Origin of the sequence: Haloferax sp. Atlit-4N (assembly GCF_003383025.1) — an archaeon.
In the GTDB taxonomy this organism is placed as follows: Archaea; Halobacteriota; Halobacteria; order Halobacteriales; family Haloferacaceae; genus Haloferax; species Haloferax gibbonsii.
In genome coordinates this window covers 1,587,890-1,604,718 of the sequence record NZ_PSYY01000001.1, presented here as the reverse complement: position 1 = coordinate 1,604,718, position 16,829 = coordinate 1,587,890, and the positions used below count along the sequence as shown (strand labels likewise).

The 16,829-nt window shown below is 66.9% G+C and carries 13 protein-coding genes; 8 read left to right on the top strand and 5 right to left on the bottom strand.

Going from position 1 to position 16,829, the window contains the following annotated elements:
• From C5C07_RS08330 to C5C07_RS08320, 3 genes are all read left to right on the top strand, one after another.
• Entirely contained in the window at nucleotides 1-1,209 is a 1,209-nt protein-coding gene (locus C5C07_RS08330) for a hypothetical protein (protein ID WP_115804866.1), read from the top strand.
• The gene (locus C5C07_RS08325; RefSeq protein ID WP_004976843.1) at nucleotides 1,206-2,024 is read left to right on the top strand and encodes a nucleoside phosphorylase; all 819 of its coding nucleotides are present in this window, start codon (nucleotides 1,206-1,208) and stop codon (nucleotides 2,022-2,024) included. The genes C5C07_RS08330 and C5C07_RS08325 overlap by 4 nt, the downstream gene beginning before the upstream one ends.
• Before the next feature lie 114 nt (nucleotides 2,025-2,138).
• Entirely contained in the window at nucleotides 2,139-3,332 is a 1,194-nt protein-coding gene (locus C5C07_RS08320) for an NAD(P)/FAD-dependent oxidoreductase (RefSeq protein WP_004976845.1), read from the top strand.
• A gap of 228 nt (nucleotides 3,333-3,560) precedes the next feature.
• Here C5C07_RS08320 and C5C07_RS08315 read toward each other — a convergent pair whose 3' ends face one another.
• The gene (locus tag C5C07_RS08315) at nucleotides 3,561-4,094 is read right to left on the bottom strand and encodes an Rrf2 family transcriptional regulator (protein WP_004976849.1); all 534 of its coding nucleotides are present in this window, start codon (nucleotides 4,092-4,094) and stop codon (nucleotides 3,561-3,563) included.
• Nucleotides 4,095-4,259: 165 nt separating this feature from the next.
• Between C5C07_RS08315 and C5C07_RS08310 the strand changes: the two genes are divergently transcribed.
• Complete coding sequence (locus C5C07_RS08310; protein WP_004976851.1) at nucleotides 4,260-5,180, top strand: NAD-dependent epimerase/dehydratase family protein; 921 nt, start codon at nucleotides 4,260-4,262, stop codon at nucleotides 5,178-5,180.
• A gap of 38 nt (nucleotides 5,181-5,218) precedes the next feature.
• Here C5C07_RS08310 and C5C07_RS08305 read toward each other — a convergent pair whose 3' ends face one another.
• Nucleotides 5,219-6,529, bottom strand: a complete 1,311-nt coding sequence (locus C5C07_RS08305) for a DUF389 domain-containing protein (RefSeq protein ID WP_082220646.1) — start codon at nucleotides 6,527-6,529, stop codon at nucleotides 5,219-5,221.
• Nucleotides 6,530-6,687: 158 nt separating this feature from the next.
• Between C5C07_RS08305 and rocF the strand changes: the two genes are divergently transcribed.
• Together rocF and C5C07_RS08295 are read left to right on the top strand one after the other, a co-directional pair.
• Complete coding sequence (rocF, locus tag C5C07_RS08300) at nucleotides 6,688-7,587, top strand: arginase (RefSeq protein WP_115804864.1); 900 nt, start codon at nucleotides 6,688-6,690, stop codon at nucleotides 7,585-7,587.
• The gene (locus tag C5C07_RS08295; protein WP_004976857.1) at nucleotides 7,587-8,057 is read left to right on the top strand and encodes an NUDIX domain-containing protein; all 471 of its coding nucleotides are present in this window, start codon (nucleotides 7,587-7,589) and stop codon (nucleotides 8,055-8,057) included. The genes rocF and C5C07_RS08295 overlap by 1 nt, the downstream gene beginning before the upstream one ends.
• A 3-nt stretch (nucleotides 8,058-8,060) precedes the next feature.
• On the opposite strand, the gene C5C07_RS08290 is transcribed toward C5C07_RS08295, so the two are convergent.
• The 3 genes from C5C07_RS08290 to gyrB form a co-directional block, all read right to left on the bottom strand.
• Nucleotides 8,061-8,474: a hypothetical protein gene (locus tag C5C07_RS08290; protein WP_050459096.1), complete on the bottom strand. Its 414-nt coding sequence runs from the start codon at nucleotides 8,472-8,474 to the stop codon at nucleotides 8,061-8,063.
• A 109-nt stretch (nucleotides 8,475-8,583) separates the two neighbouring features.
• Nucleotides 8,584-11,148, bottom strand: coding sequence for a DNA gyrase subunit A (gene gyrA / locus C5C07_RS08285; protein WP_115804863.1), 2,565 nt, complete (start codon nucleotides 11,146-11,148; stop codon nucleotides 8,584-8,586).
• 1 nt (nucleotide 11,149) lies between these two features.
• Nucleotides 11,150-13,069 (bottom strand): DNA topoisomerase (ATP-hydrolyzing) subunit B, encoded by a 1,920-nt coding sequence (gene gyrB / locus C5C07_RS08280; protein ID WP_004976862.1) that lies wholly within the window; start codon nucleotides 13,067-13,069, stop codon nucleotides 11,150-11,152.
• A 253-nt stretch (nucleotides 13,070-13,322) separates the two neighbouring features.
• Between gyrB and C5C07_RS08275 the strand changes: the two genes are divergently transcribed.
• Both C5C07_RS08275 and C5C07_RS08270 read left to right on the top strand, forming a co-directional pair.
• The gene (locus tag C5C07_RS08275) at nucleotides 13,323-15,719 is read left to right on the top strand and encodes a DNA topoisomerase VI subunit B (protein ID WP_115804862.1); all 2,397 of its coding nucleotides are present in this window, start codon (nucleotides 13,323-13,325) and stop codon (nucleotides 15,717-15,719) included.
• On the top strand, nucleotides 15,719-16,819 hold the full coding sequence (locus C5C07_RS08270) for a DNA topoisomerase IV subunit A (RefSeq protein WP_004976866.1): 1,101 nt from the start codon (nucleotides 15,719-15,721) through the stop codon (nucleotides 16,817-16,819). Before C5C07_RS08275 ends, C5C07_RS08270 begins: the two co-directional genes overlap by 1 nt.
• Nucleotides 16,820-16,829 lie beyond the last annotated feature (10 nt).

Below are 16,829 nucleotides of genomic sequence, written 5' to 3'. Positions count from 1 at the left end.
GTGTCCCTCGCCGTCGGCCGCGGAACCGCCGCCCTCGCGCTCGCCCTTCTCGTGGTACTCTCTGGGTGCACGTCTCTGTCGCCCGCTCCACCCGTCGTAGACGCGGCCCTCGGAGCTCCGGCCGACGCGACCGACGGCGACGACGGAGCCGTCTCGGCCGTCCGCGGCGGAACCGGCTCCGCGGCGATGCCGGAGACGCGACCCGCGGACAACCCGTGGCGTCGCGCGCCCATCGTCGTCGGCATCGACGCGCCCGCGGACGGCCGCGACTACGCCTCGCTCGTCGAATCGGCGGTCGACTACTGGCGAGCGAACGCGTCGGCGACCGCCTACGACCCGGCGTTCGTCGTGGTGCCGAACGCCTCGGCCCCGGACGTGACCGTCTCGGTCGTCGAGCGAATCGACGCCTGCGGCGACTACGACGGCACCGACGCGGTCGGCTGTGCGCCCCTCTTGGACGGCGACGACCCGACCGCGCCCAGCGAACCGGTGTCGGTGGTCGTCGCCGCCGGCTACGACGACCGGACGACCAAGACGGTCCTACGCCACGAGTTCGGCCACCTGCTCGGGCTGACCCACGACGACGCCGGCGACTTCGCCGTGCTGTCCGAGCGCATCGAGACGACGCGACTGCCCGAACCGGACGCCGCCGACCGGGAGACGCCCTTCCGCGAGCGGACCGTCGCGGTTCACGTCGACCTCTCGAACGTCTCGCCCGACGACCGGGCGACCTACGAGGCGGAACTCGACCACGCGCTGTCGTACTACGAGGCCGGGGGCGACGGCGTCGCGCCCGCGAACCTCTCGTTCGAGCGCGTTTCCGACCCCGCGATGGCGGACGTGACGCTCTCGGTGTCGGCGTTCGGCGACGGCGACTCGGGCGTGCGCTGGCGGCGGACCGGTGTCGACGCCGACGACGACGAGGCGCTGGAGTGGTACACCGGCGGTGACCTCGTCGTCGACGCCGACCTCGACCCGTCGCTCGTCGACTGGTACGTCGGCGCGGGACTCGGCTACCTGCTGGCGGCCGACGAGCGCGCCGACCTCCCGCCGCCGTTCCGCGACGGCGACCTCTCCGACGACCCGGCGTGGCGCGGGGTCGCGGGCGAGGCGACGGTCGACGCGACGGTCGAGAGACCGACAGGGAACGCGACGACGCCTCCGGAGAACGCAAGAATTTCCACCGCTGGCCCGCGAGTAGAGCCATGAACGATAGCGAGGACCCGAACGACGAGGTTCAGTACCACCTCGAAGTCGGTCCCGAGGACCTCGCCGACGCGGTGTTGCTCCCCGGAAATCCCGAGCGCGTGGACAAGGTGACGGCGCTGTGGGACGACCACGAGGAGAAGGCCTACCACCGGGAGTACCGGACTGCGACCGGGAACTACGACGGAACGCCGATTTCGGTCACCTCGACGGGTATCGGCAGCCCCTCGGCGGCCATCGCGGTCGAGGAACTCGCCCGCGTCGGCGCGGACACCTTCATCCGCGTCGGCTCCTGCGGCGCGATTCAGCCCGAGATGGACGTGGGCGACCTCGTCATCACCTCGGGCGCGGTCCGACAGGAGGGCACCTCCAAGGAGTACGTCCGCGAGGACTACCCCGCTGTCGCCGACCACGAGGTCGTCTCGGCGCTCGTCGCGGCCGCGGAACGCCTCGGCTACGACTACCACGTCGGCCTCACGATGAGCGCCGACTCCTTCTACGCGGGACAGGGACGCCCCGGCTTCGAGGGCTTCCGCGCCGCCGGCTCCGACTCGCTGGTCGAGGAACTCCGCGAGGCGAACGTGAAGAACATCGAGATGGAGGCCGCGGCGCTTCTGACCATCGCCAACGTCTACGGTCTCCGCGCGGGGGCCGTCTGCTCGGTCTACGCGAACCGAGTCACGGGCGAGTTCCGCACCGAAGGCGAGTCGCGCGCGGCGGAGACCGCCAGTCTCGCGGTCCACCTCCTCGCCAAGATGGACGCGGTCAAGCGAGACGCGGGCGTCGACCGCTGGCACGCGGGTCTCAGCCTCGATTAATCCGACAACCGTCGAACCCGTATTTCGACGCCCTGGGGCCGTGGAGGCCAAAATTACCACAGTCGTGGAGACGGTTTCAAAGCCCCTTTATCGGATGACTGCACAGACGACGACATGAGCACGCAGGTCGTCGTTCTCGGCTCGGGGTACGCCGGGGCCGGCGCGGTCAAAACCCTCGAAGAAGAGCTCGGTCACGACGCACAACTCACGTGGGTCGCCGAACACGACTACCACCTCGTCCTCCACGAGGTCCACCGCTGTATCCGCGACCCGAGCGTCGAGTCCAGCATCGCCATCCCCGTCGACGATGTCAAGGAGGACTCGACCGACTTCGTCAAGGGCCGCGCGACCGACGTGAACGTCGACGACCGGGTCGTCGAACTCGAAGGCGGCGACACCGTCGACTACGACTATCTGCTGGTCGCCATCGGCTCTTCGACCGCCTTCTTCGGCATCGAGGGCCTCGAGGAGTTCGCCCACCAGCTCAAGGGTCTCGACGACGCCCGCGAGATTCACCAGGACATCAAGGAGGCAGCCGCCGACGCCTCCCGCGACGACCCCGCGCAGGTCGTCATCGGCGGCGCGGGCCTCTCGGGCATCCAGACGGCCGCCGAGGTCGCCGAGTACCGCGACACGAACCGCGCGCCCATCGACATCAAACTGGTCGAGGGGATGGACGAAATCTTCCCCGGCAACGACCCCGAACTGCAGGGCGCGCTCCGGCGTCGCGTCGAAGACCTCGACATCGACATCCTCACCGGCGACTTCATCTCGAAGGTCGACGAGGAGACCGTCTTCATCGGCGGCGGCGAGGACGAAGCGCCCGAGGAACTCGCCTACGACGTGCTCGTCTGGACCGGCGGCATCACCGGCCAGCCCGAGGCGTCCGACGTCGAACTCGAACAGGACGAGCGCTCCCACCGCTTCTTCGCCGAGGAGGACTTCCAGACCAGTAACGACCGCGTCTTCGCGGTCGGCGACTGCGCCCTCGTCGAGCAGGGTCCCGACAGCGTCGCGCCGCCGACGGCGCAGGCCGCCTGGGACGCCGCGGACGTGGCCGGCGAGAACATCGCCCGCGCCATCGCCGGCAAGCCGCTCAAGCGCTGGACGTTCACCGACAAGGGGACGGTCATCTCCATCGGTCACGACGCCGTCGCCCACGGCGTGAAGTTCCCCGTCTTCGGCGAGTTCCCCGTCAACGTCTTCGGCGGCCCGCTCGCGCGGACGCTGAAGAAGGGCATCGCCGCGAACTGGATTGCGGACGTGACGTCGCCGAAGCGCGCGCTCTCCGCCTGGAACGACCTGTAACTCGGTCGCCGCGCCCGGCCGCCGGGTGACGCGACGCCCGACGCTCGCCGACTCGGTTTCGATTTCTCTCGTTTTCACGCGCCGAGCGACGCGTCGTCACGCGCAGAGCTCAGTCAGTCACGCGCGAATCTCGGCCCCGGGTGGGTCGACCGCCCACCGTCCGAACGCCGGACCCGTCGGTCGGAGCGCGCGGAGAGTGCCCGGAAAAAGACGAAGAGAGGAGCGTGGTTAGTGCTGGGGCTCGCCGACGGGTGCCTTCATGTCGTCGATGCGGAGGATGAGGATGTTGCTCGTGTCGTCCTTGCCGTCGAGCGTGCCGTCGATGACGAGCTTCGAGAGGGGCGTCGGACCGACGCGAATCTTGTCACCCTCGTGGAACTCACGGACCGAGCCCTGAACGTGAATCTCGGCGCGGCACAGCTCGGGGTGGTGGACGCTGGAGAGGTCGATTTCGTCCACGTTGACGCCTTCGACTTCCTCGTCGTTGTGGAACAGGGGGACGAACGCGGGCTCGTCCATCTTGTCCACGTCGAGCGCCTCGTAGGCGTTCGCGGTCGGCTTGTAGCCGCCCTTCGGACCGGGTACGCCCTCGACCAACTGGAGCGCCTTCAGGCTCTGCATCTGGTTTCGGATGGTGCCGGGGTTTCGGTTGACTTCGGTCGCGATATCCTCACCCTTCACGGCGTCCTCGGAGTCCCGATAGAGGTTGATGAGGGCGGTCAAGATAGTTTTCTGACTCGAAGTGAGCTCGATTGATGACATGGAGAGTGGTTCGCTACATACGTCCTTAAATCCGATGGATGACGCCTCGAATCTGCCGTTCGTCTACTTTGTAACCGCGGGACACTCATGAATGTTCATTTTGAACCCTAATTCGGCCTCGATGCTGTCGATAGCACTATACGGCTCACGAGAGTTTGGTAGCACATGAATGGGAAACGAGTCCTCGTCACCGGCGGTGCCGGCTTCATCGGCTCGAACCTCGCGAACCATCTCGCGGCGGAAAACGAGGTCGTCGCGGTCGACGACCTCTACCTCGGAACGCCCGATAACCTCGACGACGCGGTCGAATTCCACGACGCGAGCGTCCTCGACGACGACCTCCCGACCGAGGGCGTCGACGTGGTGTTTCACCTGGCGGCGCTGTCGTCGTACAAGATGCACGAAGAGAACCCGACGAAAGGCGCGCGCGTCAACGTCGAAGGCTTCGTGAACACGGTCGAACAGGCCCGAAACGACGGCTGCGACACCGTCGTCTACGCCTCCACCTCCTCGATTTACGGCTCTCGGACGGAGCCCTCGCCGGAGGACATGCCGGTCGAAGCGCGCACGGGTTACGAGGCGTCGAAACTCGCCCGCGAGCGCTACGCGGAGTACTTCCACCACCACTACGACATGCGGACGGCCGGGCTCCGGTTCTTCTCGGTGTATCAGGGCTTCGGCGGCGCGGAAGCACACAAAGGCGAGTTCGCCAACACGGTCGCGCAGTTCGCCGACCAGATTGCCAACGGCGAGTCGCCGGAGCTGTTCGGCGACGGCACTCAGACGCGCGACTTCACGCACGTCGACGACATCGTCCGCGGCATCGAACTCGCCGCCGACCACCGACTCCAGGGTATCTACAACCTCGGGACTGCCGAGAGCTACTCGTTCAACGAGATGGTCGGGATGATAAACGAGACCCTCGGAACCGACGTCGACCCGGTTTACATCGAAAACCCCCTCGACGTGTACGTCCACGACACGATGGCCGACTGCACGAAGATACGCGAAGAGACCGGCTGGGAGCCCCAGATTTCCTTCGAGGAGGGCGTCCGACGCGTCTGCGAACCGTACCTCGACGAGTAGCGCCTCGTTCTCCGGACGCTCGTCTCCCTTTCAGTCGGTCACGACGGCCCCGACCGACTCCGCTGTTCGAAGTTCACAGTCACGACGACGTCCTCTCCAGTCGCCTCGCGTATTCGGTCTCCGATTCGCGACGACAACTCCGGGTACTGACGACCGACCGGGTGTTGGACCGCGACCGTCACCCGTCGCGGGCCGTCGTCGAGCCCGGCGGTTCCGAACTCGACGCCGACCGACAGCAGTTCGAGCGAGTCGTACTCCGAGTCGTCGAGGACGGTTTGGACGCCCCCGGTCGCACGGTTCTCGAACGCGATTTGCGAGGCGAGAAGCGACCCCGGGCCGAGCACGGTGAGCCCGAGGAGGACGAGCGCCACCCACGTCGCTCTGGTCCCGAAGAACGAGCGAAGCCGCCGTCTCGTCGACCCCGGCGAGTCCCAGTAACTCGGCCGGTATCCGAGGTACCAGAGCGCGAGCGTCCCCGCGAGGACGATGCTCGCCACGTTGACCGCGAGGAGCGTGAGCGCGCCGACGGCGACCGCCGGAATCGCCCAGGCGACGCCGATACCGACGGCCGCGGCCGCGGGGACGGTCGCGGCCGCGACCGCGACGCCGACGATCGAGACGGGGAGTTCAGTCGCCAAGCCGACGCCTCCGGCCGCGCCCGCACAGAGCGCGACGACGAGCGTCAACAGCCCCGGCGACGACCGACTGGCAATCTGCTGGACCGTGGTCACGTTCAGCGCCGACGGCACGAACTGCGCCGTCTTGAGTCCCCACCCCAGCGCTGCGGCGGCGACGATGGCCACGGCGAGGCCGACGACCGTCGAGCGAACCCCGCCCGTGAACATCGCGTCCTCGCCGAGCGCCGCGCCGACGCTGGCCATGAGCGCCGCGCCGATCTGCGGGGCGATGACCATCGACCCGACGACGAGCGCGGGCGAGTCGAGCAACAGCCCCGCCGTGGCGACGAGCGCGCTCAGCACCGTCATCCCGTAGTACGCCGTCGGCTGGGGGTTGAGGTCGTGCGCCTTCGTCAGAATCTCCTCGTTCGAGACGCGCTCTTCTTCCTCGTCGCCCTCGACGTACCGCTCGACGAGTCGGTCGTAGTGCGGCGTCGTCGCCGACTCGATGTTACCGATGACGAGGTAGCGTTCCTCGAACCCCGCCTCGGAGAGCGTCTCTCTGATTCTGTCGACCGCCTCCGTCGGCAGCGGGAACTCGATAAGGTACGAGCGAGCGTCGGCGTCGGACTCGCCGACCGGGAGGACGACCGGGTCGACGTCCTCGCCTCGGAGCGCATCGACGACCGCGTCGAGTTCCCCCGCCTCGACGCGAATCTGCAAGTGCCGCATGGCACTCGATACGACGCGGTCGCGGAAAAGCGAGACGGGCCTTGCGACCGGCCGGAGCCCATTTCGCCACGCGGCGACCTCCCAGAAGGCGACGGGCGGCATTATCGATAGGGGTGTTTTTCCGATGCCACTAAACGCCCCGAACGAGTGGGTGAACTATGGAACGGAACGTCAGGATTCTCGGTGCACCGACGGACTACGGTGCCAATCGACGCGGGGTGGACATGGGGCCCTCCGCGATTCGATACGCCGGACTCGCGGGGCAACTCGAGTCCGCCGGCGTCTCGCCGACAGACGCGGGCGACCTCGCGGTCCCGCACCACGCGACGCGGGACGCGGACGCCGGGCCGGCGAACGCGAAACACGTCCAGGAGGTCGAAGAAGTGACGACGAGCCTCGCAGACGCCGTCTCGACCGCGCTCGCGGAGGGGACGACCCCGCTCGCGCTCGGCGGCGACCACTCCATCGCCATCGGCTCGCTGGTCGGGAGCGCCCGCGACGCCGACATCGGCGTCATCTGGTTCGACGCCCACGGCGACTTCAACACGCCGAGCACCTCGCCGTCCGGAAACGTCCACGGTATGCCGCTGGCCGCCGCGCTCGGCATCGGCGACTTCGAGGGCGTCGAGTGGGCGAACGCCGCCGGTCTCGAAGCGGGGAACGTCGCCATCGTCGGCCTGCGCTCCGTCGACGGCCCGGAGGCCGAGGCGATTCGCGACACCGACGTCACGGTCTACACGATGTCGGACATCGACGAGCGCGGCATCACCGACGTGACGAACGACGCCCTCGACGTGGCGACCGACGGCACCGACGGCGTCCACATCAGCCTCGACCTCGACTGGCTCGACCCCCGCGAGGCCCCCGGGGTCGGGACGCCCGTCCGCGGCGGCGTGACCTACCGCGAGGCCCACGCGGCGATGGAGCTCGTCGCCCGCTCGGAGGCCATGCGCTCGTTCGAACTCGTGGAGGTCAACCCCATCCTCGACGAGCACAACGAGACCGCGACGCTCGCGACCGAACTCGCCGCAAGCGCCTTCGGCAAGCGCATCCTCTGATGTCGACGCCGAGAGAAGCCCCCGCTCCGCACGACCTGGCCGCCGGCGTCGTCGTCCTACAGGAGAACTCGGTGCTCGCGGTCTACGAGAAGGATCGCTGGGGGCTGCCGAAAGGCGGCTCCGAACCCGGCGAGTTCTTCTTCGAGACCGCCGCCCGCGAGGCCGCAGAGGAGACCGGCGTCGAAGTCGAAATCCAGTCGCTGGCCTTCACGAGCGAGATTCGCGCGCCAGACCACCGCATCTATCTCCAGCGGTTCTATCACGCGACGCCCGTCGCCGACGACCCGACCCCGTCGCCGAGCGACCCCGACGACGAAATCGAGGCCGCGAAGTTCCTCCCGCTCACCGCGCTCGGGTCGACGCTCACCTACCGGCCGCGGGTCGAACCGCTCCGCGACTGGCTCCGGGACCGCAAGCCGCGACACTACACCTACGACCTGACGAGAGAGCCGTCGGACGTGGAGAAATAGGAGCTACGACGCGCTGTCGCTGGTTTTTCTCGCTCTCACGACTCGAACGACGTACCCGACACCCGCTCCGAGACCGCCGAGCGCGAGTGAAAGCACCGCGCCGGCGACGAGCGGATACCCGAGCCACAGCGGCGACTCCATCGTCGATACCGGGGCGAACAGGTTGACCGCGAACGCGAGACACGGACCGAAGGCGAGCACGATACCCTCGCCGGCCCGTTCACCGACGCGCTCGCCTCGGGCGACGTGAGACGCGACGCCGGCGACGACGAGCACCGCGCCCGCGTCGACGACGAGCGACTGCACGTGCGTCGGCGGTTCGAGGTTCCACGCCCGAAGCGCGGTCAGGCCGCCGAGAACGACGACGAATGCGAGCGCCGAGACGCCGACGATTCTCGACCGGGGTCGCACTCTCATACCGAGACGACCCGTCGGCCGGGGTAAATGCCTTCGGGGAGTGACGTTCAGCGCGGTCGCTCACCGGTGGGAATCCGTACAAAGAAATCCGCCGTCGCGAGGAGACGGCCTACTCGTCGTCCGCGTCGGCTTCCACGTCGTCCGAATCGGCTTCCACGTCGTCCAGTTCCTCGTCTTCGGTCGTCATCGCGGCCGGAATCACGTCGACGGAGGCCACGTCGTCGCCGTCGTCGAGGTCCATCACGATGACGCCCATCGTGTTGCGGCCGACCGTCGAGATGTCCTCGACGGGCGTCCGGAGAATCTGTCCCTCGTCGGACATGACGACGAGGTGGTCGCCCTCGCCGACGGTGTTGATGGCGCAGACCGGACCGTTCCGCTCGTTGGTCTTGATGTCGATGAGTCCCTTGCCGTTTCTGGACTGCTTGCGGTAGGCGTCGAGGTCCGTGCGCTTCCCGTAGCCGTTCTCGGTGACGGTGAGAATCCAGCTGTGGTGGTCCTCGTCGATGGCGGCCACGCCGGCGACCACGTCGTCGCCGGTCAGTTTGACGCCGCGGACGCCGCGGGCCGAGCGGCCCATCGCGCGCACCTCGTCCTCGTCGAAGCGGATGGACATGCCCTGTTCGGTGCCGATGACGAGGTCGCTTTCGCCGTCTGTGACCTCCACGTCGACGAGTTCGTCGCCCTCGTCGAGTTTGGTGGCGATGATGCCCGTCGAGAGGATGTTCTGGAACCGGTCGGTGCCGGTCCGCTTGATGTAGCCGTTCTGGGTCACCATCGTCAGGTAGCCCTCGATATCTTCGAGGTCGTCGCAGTTGACGACGGCCGTAATCTCCTCGCCGTCGTCGAAGTCGAGCAGATTGACCGCCGACTTCCCGCGGGCGGTCCGCGACATCTCGGGCACCTGGTAGGCCTTCAGTTGGTAGACCTGTCCGTGGTTAGTGAAACAGAGCAGGTCGTCGTGGGTGTTCGTGACGAACACCGACGAGACGTTGTCGCCCTCCTTGAGGTCCGTGCCGATGATGCCCTTGCCGCCGCGGTGCTGGGCGCGGAACCGGGAGACCGGCATCCGCTTGATGTAGTCGTCCTCGCTGACGACGACGACCACGTCCTCCTCGGGGATGAGGTCGGCGCGGGTGACCTCGCCGGTGTTGGCGACGAACGAGGTCCGCCGGTCGTCGGCGTACTCGTCTTTGATGTCGAGCAGTTCGGACTCGATGACCGCGTCGAGTTCCGAGCGGTCCCCGAGGATGGTTTCGAGGCGCTCGATGGTCGCCTGCACGTCCTCGTACTCGTCTTCGATTTCGGCCGCCTCCATCGAGGTGAGCGAGCCGAGCTGCATCGAGACGATGTGGTTGGCCTGCTCTTCGGAGAAGTCGAACGTCGGCAGCGGTTCGCCGTCGACCTCGACTTCGACCTCGCCGCGGAGCGCGGCCTTCGCGTCGTCGCGGCTCTCGGAGTTCCGGATGGTCTCGACCACGTCGTCGATGTTGTCGAGGGCCTTCAGGCGGCCTTCGAGGATGTGCGCGCGGTCTTCGGCCTCGGCGAGTTCGTACTCGGAGCGCCGGCGGACCACGTCGCGGCGGTGGTCGAGGTAGTGTTCGAGCGTCTCCTTGAGCGTCAGCACCTGCGGCTGACCGTCGACGAGCGCGAGGTTGATGACGCCGAACGTGGATTCGAGGTGGTTGTCGAGCAGTTGGTTCTTGACGACCTCGGCCATCGCGCCGCGCTTGAGTTCGATGACGACGCGGATGCCGTCGCGGTCGGACTCGTCGCGGATGTCGCGGATGCCCTCGATTTTCCCCTCGTTCACGTCGTCGGCGATGCGCTCGATGAGGCGGGCCTTGTTCTCCTGATACGGGAGTTCGTTGATGACGATGCGGCCTTCCTCTTCGAACACGTCGTAGTCGGCGCGGACGCGGACGCGGCCGCGCCCCGTCTTGTACGCCTTGTGGACCGCGTTGCGGCCGACGATGTTCGCGCCGGTCGGGAAGTCCGGGCCCTTGATGTGTTCCATCAGGTCCGGAATGGTCGCCTCGGGGTTCTCGATGAGTTCGACCGTGGCGTCGATGACCTCGCCGAGGTTGTGCGGCGGGATGTTCGTGGACATCCCGACCGCGATGCCGGACGAGCCGTTGACGAGCAGGTTCGGGAACGACGACGGGAGGACCGTCGGCTCCTGCTTGCGGTCGTCGTAGTTCGACTGGAAGTCGACGGTGTCCTTGTCGATGTCGTCGAGGAGTTCCTCGGCGATGGGAGACATCCGGGCCTCCGTGTACCGCATCGCGGCCGGCGGGTCGCCGTCGACGGAGCCGAAGTTCCCCTGGCCGTCGACGAGCGGGTAGCGCATGGAGAAGTCCTGCGCCATGCGCGCGAGGGTGTCGTAGATGGCGGAGTCGCCGTGGGGGTGGTAGTCACCCATCGTCTCGCCCACGATGGACGAGGACTTGCGGTGCGACGAGTTGGAGGTCACGCCGGCCTGATGCATCGCGTAGAGGATGCGCCGGTGGACCGGCTTGAGGCCGTCGCGCACGTCGGGCAGCGCCCGCCCCGCGATGACCGACATCGCGTAGTCGATGTACGACTGCTCCATCTCGTCTTCGATGCGCGCGTTCTTGACTTCGGCCGCGATACCCGCGCCCGGTTCGAAGGAATCTGGTGCGTCAGAACTCATGTTAGATGTCCACCCACTCGGCGTCGTTCGCGTGGTCCTTGATGAACTGCTTTCGCGGCCCGACGGCGTCGCCCATCAGGATGTTGAACATCCGGTCGGCGGCGGCGGCGTCCTCGACGGTGATGCGCTTGAGGACGCGGTTCTCGGGGTTCATCGTCGTGTCCCACAGCTGGTCGGGGTTCATCTCGCCGAGTCCCTTGAACCGCTGGACCTGCGTGGGGTTGCCGTTGCACTCTTCTTCGATGATGCGGTCCCGCTCGGCCTCGTCCATCGCGTCGTAGGTGTTGCCGCGGTAGCGAACGCGGTACAGCGGCGGTTGGGCCGCATAGACGTAGCCGGCCTCGATGAGCGGGCGCATGTGGCGGTACAGGAGCGTGAGAAGCAGCGTCCGGATGTGCGCGCCGTCGACGTCGGCGTCGGTCATCAGGATGAGCCGCTGGTAGCGCGCCTTCTCGATGTCGAACTCGTCGCCGACGCCGCCGCCGATGGCGGTGATGAGCGCCCGTATCTCGTCGTTTTCGAGGATGCGGTCGAGACGGTGTTTCTCGACGTTCAGAATCTTCCCCTTGAGGGGTAAAATCGCCTGGAACTTGCGGTCGCGGCCCTGCTTGGCCGAGCCGCCCGCGGAGTCGCCCTCCACGACGAACAGTTCGGACTTCGAGGGGTCGCGGCTCTGACAGTCCGCGAGCTTCCCCGGTAGCGAGGTGGATTCGAGCGCGGACTTGCGGCGGGTGAGCTCCTCGGCCTGCTTCGCGGCCTTGCGGGCGCGGGCGGCCTCGACGGCCTTCGAGATGATGGCCGTCGCCGTGTCCGGGTTCTCCTCGAAGAACGTCCCGAGTTGCTGGTGGGTGACGCTCTCGACGATACCGCGCACCTCGGAGTTACCGAGCTTCGTCTTCGTCTGGCCCTCGAACTGCGGGTCGGGGTGCTTGACGGAGATGACGGCGGTGAGTCCCTCCCGGACGTCCTCGCCGCGGAGGTTGTCTCCGTCGAGGTCGTCCAGCATGTCGTGGGTGTTCGCGTAGTCGTTGACGACGCGGGTGAGCGCCGTCTTGAATCCGGTCAGGTGCGTGCCGCCCTCGCGGGTGTTGATGTTGTTGGCGAAGGCGTGAATCGACCCCTGCAGTTCGTCGGTCGCCTGCATGGCGATTTCGACCTCGATTCCCTCCGACTCGTCGTCGTAGTAGATGATGTCGTCGTGGAGGGCCGTCTTGGTCTCGTTGAGGTACTCGACGAACTCGCGGATGCCGCCCTCGAAGAGGAACGTGCTCGACTCGCCGGTCCGCTCGTCGCCGAGCGAAATCTCGACGCCGGAGTTGAGGAACGCGAGTTCGCGCAGGCGGTTTTCGAGCGTCTTGAAGTCGAACTCGGTCGTCTCGAAGATACCGTCGTCCGGCCAAAACCGGATGGTCGTCCCGGTGTCCTCGTCGGGTTCGAGGTCGCGCACGCGCTCGAACTGGTCGACCTGCGGCTCGCCGAACTCGAAGCGGTGTGTCCACACCGCGCCGTCGCGTTTGACCTCGACTTCGAGTTCGCTCGACAGCGCGTTGACCACGGAGACGCCGACGCCGTGGAGGCCGCCGGAGACCTGGTAGGACTTGTTGTCGAACTTCCCGCCGGCGTGGAGGACGGTCATGATGACCTCCAGCGCGGGTCGGTCGTACTGTTCGTGCGTATCTACCGGAATCCCGCGGCCGTTGTCGGTGACGCTGACAGAGCCGTCCTCGTGGAGGGCGACCTCGATGGCGTCGCAGTGGCCCGCGAGCGCCTCGTCGATGGAGTTGTCGACGACTTCGTAGACGAGGTGGTGGAGTCCGCGAGAATCGGTGGACCCGATGTACATCGCCGGACGCTTTCGAACGGCTTCGAGCCCTTCGAGGACCTGAATCTGTCCGGCCCCGTACTCGTTATCCTGTGACATCTGAACTGGCCTAGGATAGCCCGTCCCTTAAAGGCTCGCACGCGCGGGCGCGTACTACTTACTGGAGTCCCGCGTAGCGGTTTCCGCGCTCGCCGAGTTCGACTGGCCGGCGCGAACGTCGTGGGTGACTCTGTATAACACGATTCGGGTCTTCGTCGCGAGCGGGCCTCGAAGCGCGTCAACGTCGGAATTTCACTTTCACTCCGTTGCCGGTGAGTACTTAACGCGGGACTGGGTAGATGCGCATCAGGAAATGACCTCGTTCCAGTCGACACTCGGTGACGAGCCGGGGATCGCAGAGGAGCTGGCGAAGGGCCAGCGGGAGATCTCCATCGCCGAGTTCTTCGAGAAGAACAAGCACATGTTGGGCTTCGACAGCGGAGCCCGCGGGTTGGTCACCGCCGTCAAGGAGGCGGTGGACAACGCGCTCGACGCCACGGAGGAGGCGGGCATCCAGCCCGACATCTACGTGGAAATCGCCGAGGCGGGCGACTACTACCGCCTCGTCATCGAGGACAACGGGCCGGGCATCACGAAAGAGCAGGTGCCCAAAGTGTTCGGGAAGCTCCTCTACGGCTCTCGCTTCCACGCGCGCGAACAGTCCCGCGGCCAGCAGGGTATCGGTATCTCCGCGGCGGTCCTCTACTCGCAGCTGACGAGCGGGAAGCCCGCCAAGGTGACGAGTCGGACGCAGGGCTCGGAGGACGCCGAGTACTTCGAACTCGTCATCAACACGGACCAGAACGAACCCGAGATTCGCACCGAGAAGACGACCTCGTGGGACCGCCCCCACGGCACGCGCATCGAGTTGGAGATGGAAGCCAACATGCGCGCCCGCCAGCAGCTCCACGACTACATCCTCCACACGGCGGTCGTCAACCCCCACGCCCGCATCGAACTCCGGGAACCCGGCCTCGACGAGCCGATGAAGTTCGAGCGGGCGACCGACCAGCTTCCGAAACAGACGAAGGAGATTCGTCCCCATCCCCACGGCGTCGAACTCGGGACGCTCCTGAAGATGCTCGCGGCGACCGAGTCGTACTCCGTCTCCGGCTTCCTCCAAGAGGAGTTCACCCGCGTGGGCGCGAAGACATCCGACAAGATTCACGACGCCTTCCGCGACCGGCACTTCGGCCGCGAGATGACGTGGCGGACGCCCGACGCGACCGAGGCGGACGAACTCGTCGCCGTCGTCGAGGACGCCGTCGCCAACAAGGGCAAGGAGGCGACCGCGGCGTTCGCGGACGAACTGGTCGATGTCGTCGTCGGCAAGGACCGCATCGCCCACGGCGAACTCGTCACCATCGTCGAAAACGTCGCCGAGACGGTCGGCGAGGAGACCGACACCTCGTTCGGCGAGACGGTTCGGGAGAACGTCGTCGAGGCGCTGTGGCCCGTCCTCACCGACGATCGCGAGGGCGACGTGTACGCCATCGTCGACGACGTGACGACCACGCAGAAAGACGACGCCGGCAAGGTGTCGATGGCGCGCTCCATCGCCACGCAGTTCGCCGAGACGACCGGCCCGGCCGACCGCGCCACCCGCGACGACGTGGCCGAGTTCGTCGCGTGGGCCGCCGAGCGAACCAAAGAACGCGAAGACGAGACCTACGGCGAGACGGCACAGGAGAACGTCGCCGACGCCATCTGGTCGCGGATGCGCACCGTTTCCGACGAGGTGCCGAAGGTCCGCGAGATCGCCGACGACCGCGACGTGGCCCGCGACCTGCTCGACGCGATGCGCCAGACGGACATCCTCGCGCCGCCGACCGACTGTCTCTCTCCCATCTCCGCGGACCTCGTGGAAGCCGGCCTGAAAAAGGAGTTCGACGCCGACTTCTACGCCGCGGCGACCCGCGACGCCGAGGTCCACGGCGGCGACCCGTTCATCGTCGAGGCCGGCATCGCCTACGGCGGCGAACTGCGGTCCGAGGGGAAAATCGACCTGCTCCGCTTCGCCAACCGCGTCCCGCTCGTCTACCAGCAGGGCGCGTGTACCATCACCCACGTCGTCAAGGACATCGGCTGGCGGAACTACGGCCTCGACCAACCGGGCGGCAGCGGCATGCCGAACGGTCCCGCCGTCCTCATGGTCCACGTCGCCTCCACGAACGTCCCCTTTACGAGCGAGTCGAAGGACGCGCTCGCGGACGTGCCGGCGATTCAAGACGAGGTCGAACTCGCCATCCGCGAGGCGGCCCGCGAACTCAAGTCCTACCTCTCGAAGCGGCGGTCGCTCCAGAAGCGCCGCAAGAAACAGGACGTGCTCGGCCGCATCCTCCCGCAGATGGCGACGAAGCTCTCGGAGGTCACCGGGCGACCCGAGCCCAACATCGACGGCGCGCTCGGCCGCATCATGAACAACCTGACCGTCGAGCGGGCCGTCGAAGACGGCGAGGTGACGCTCACGGTGAAGAACTACTCCAACACGAACGAGTCGCCGGACATCACGGACATCGTCTCGGCGGAGCCGGCCGGCCTCGACGGCGAGGCGACGGTCGTCGACCTCGACGGGGAGTGGTTCGTCAAGTGGAACCCCGAGGTGTCGTCCGGTGAGACGGCGACGCTCACGTACTCGGTCGCACAGGACGCGTCGTTCGACATCAACGTCGACGGCGTCGAGACGGAGAAACTCACGGTGAACGTATAATGGCTCCAGAACCGAACACATCCGAGGAACGCGCCCGCGAGCGTCTCATCGACCTCGCGGCGGAGTTCTACGACCAGTTCGACGCGGGGGAGATTCCGCACATGACGCTCCCGACGCGGACGAAAAGCAACATCGAGTACGACGAGAACTCGAACGTCTGGGTGTACGGCGACCGGACCTCGACGCGCTCTGCGAACAGCGTCCGGGGGGCGCGAAAGCTCCTGAAGGCCGCCTACACCATCGAGTTCCTCGCGCGGCAGTTAGAGGAGGACCGCTCGTCCACCCTGCGTGAGCTGTACTACATCTCCGAGTCGTGGGACGCCGAAGAGGCGCACTTCTCCGACCAGGACGAGTCGAACCAGCTCATCGAGGACCTCGAAATCGTCTCCGAGGTCACCCGCGAGGACTTCCACATGCGGCCCGAGGAGTCGGGGGCGACCCTCATGGGCCCGCTCGAACTCCGCGAGCAGACCCGCCGCGGCGAGCGCGACATCCACTGCCAACTCGACGTGGGCGAGGGCGGCTACCAGATTCCGAACAACCCCGACACCATCGAGTTCCTCGACCACGACATCGACTTCGTCCTCTGCGTGGAGACCGGTGGGATGCGCGACCGCCTCGTCGAAAACGGCTTCGACGACGAGTACAACGTGCTCATCGTCCACCTGAAGGGCCAGCCCGCGCGGGCGACCCGGCGCATCACGAAGCGCCTGCACAACGAACTCGACCTGCCGGTCGTGGTCTTCACCGACGGCGACCCGTGGTCCTACCGCATCTTCGGCTCCGTCGCTTACGGCTCCATCAAGTCCGCGCACCTCTCGGAACACCTCGCGACGCCGGAAGCCAGGTTCGTCGGCATCCAGCCGCAGGACATCGTGGACTACGACCTCCCGACCGACCCGCTCGCGGACTCCGACATCAACGCGCTCCAGTCCGAACTGGAGGACCCGCGGTTCATGAGCGACTACTGGACCGAACAGATAGAACTGCAGCTCGACATCGGCAAGAAGGCCGAACAGCAGGCGCTCGCCTCCCGCGGTCTCGACTTCGTGACCGACGAGTACCTGCCGACGCGGCTCGACGAGATGGGCGTCATCTAACTCGGGCACC

Bases quoted from the DNA above. Each gene is read 5' to 3' on its own strand.
- C5C07_RS08310 (WP_004976851.1), top strand. From the start codon at position 4,260: ATGAATGGGAAACGAGTCCTCGTCACCGGCGGTGCCGGCTTCATCGGC.
- C5C07_RS08325 (WP_004976843.1), top strand. From the start codon at position 1,206: ATGAACGATAGCGAGGACCCGAACGACGAGGTTCAGTACCACCTCGAA.
- C5C07_RS08315 (WP_004976849.1), bottom strand. From the start codon at position 4,094: ATGTCATCAATCGAGCTCACTTCGAGTCAGAAAACTATCTTGACCGCC.
- C5C07_RS08270 (WP_004976866.1), top strand. From the start codon at position 15,719: ATGGCTCCAGAACCGAACACATCCGAGGAACGCGCCCGCGAGCGTCTC.
- gyrA (WP_115804863.1), bottom strand. From the start codon at position 11,148: ATGAGTTCTGACGCACCAGATTCCTTCGAACCGGGCGCGGGTATCGCG.
- gyrB (WP_004976862.1), bottom strand. From the start codon at position 13,069: ATGTCACAGGATAACGAGTACGGGGCCGGACAGATTCAGGTCCTCGAA.
- rocF (WP_115804864.1), top strand. From the start codon at position 6,688: ATGGAACGGAACGTCAGGATTCTCGGTGCACCGACGGACTACGGTGCC.
- C5C07_RS08305 (WP_082220646.1), bottom strand. From the start codon at position 6,529: ATGCGGCACTTGCAGATTCGCGTCGAGGCGGGGGAACTCGACGCGGTC.
- C5C07_RS08290 (WP_050459096.1), bottom strand. From the start codon at position 8,474: ATGAGAGTGCGACCCCGGTCGAGAATCGTCGGCGTCTCGGCGCTCGCA.
- C5C07_RS08320 (WP_004976845.1), top strand. From the start codon at position 2,139: ATGAGCACGCAGGTCGTCGTTCTCGGCTCGGGGTACGCCGGGGCCGGC.
- C5C07_RS08275 (WP_115804862.1), top strand. From the start codon at position 13,323: ATGACCTCGTTCCAGTCGACACTCGGTGACGAGCCGGGGATCGCAGAG.
- C5C07_RS08295 (WP_004976857.1), top strand. From the start codon at position 7,587: ATGTCGACGCCGAGAGAAGCCCCCGCTCCGCACGACCTGGCCGCCGGC.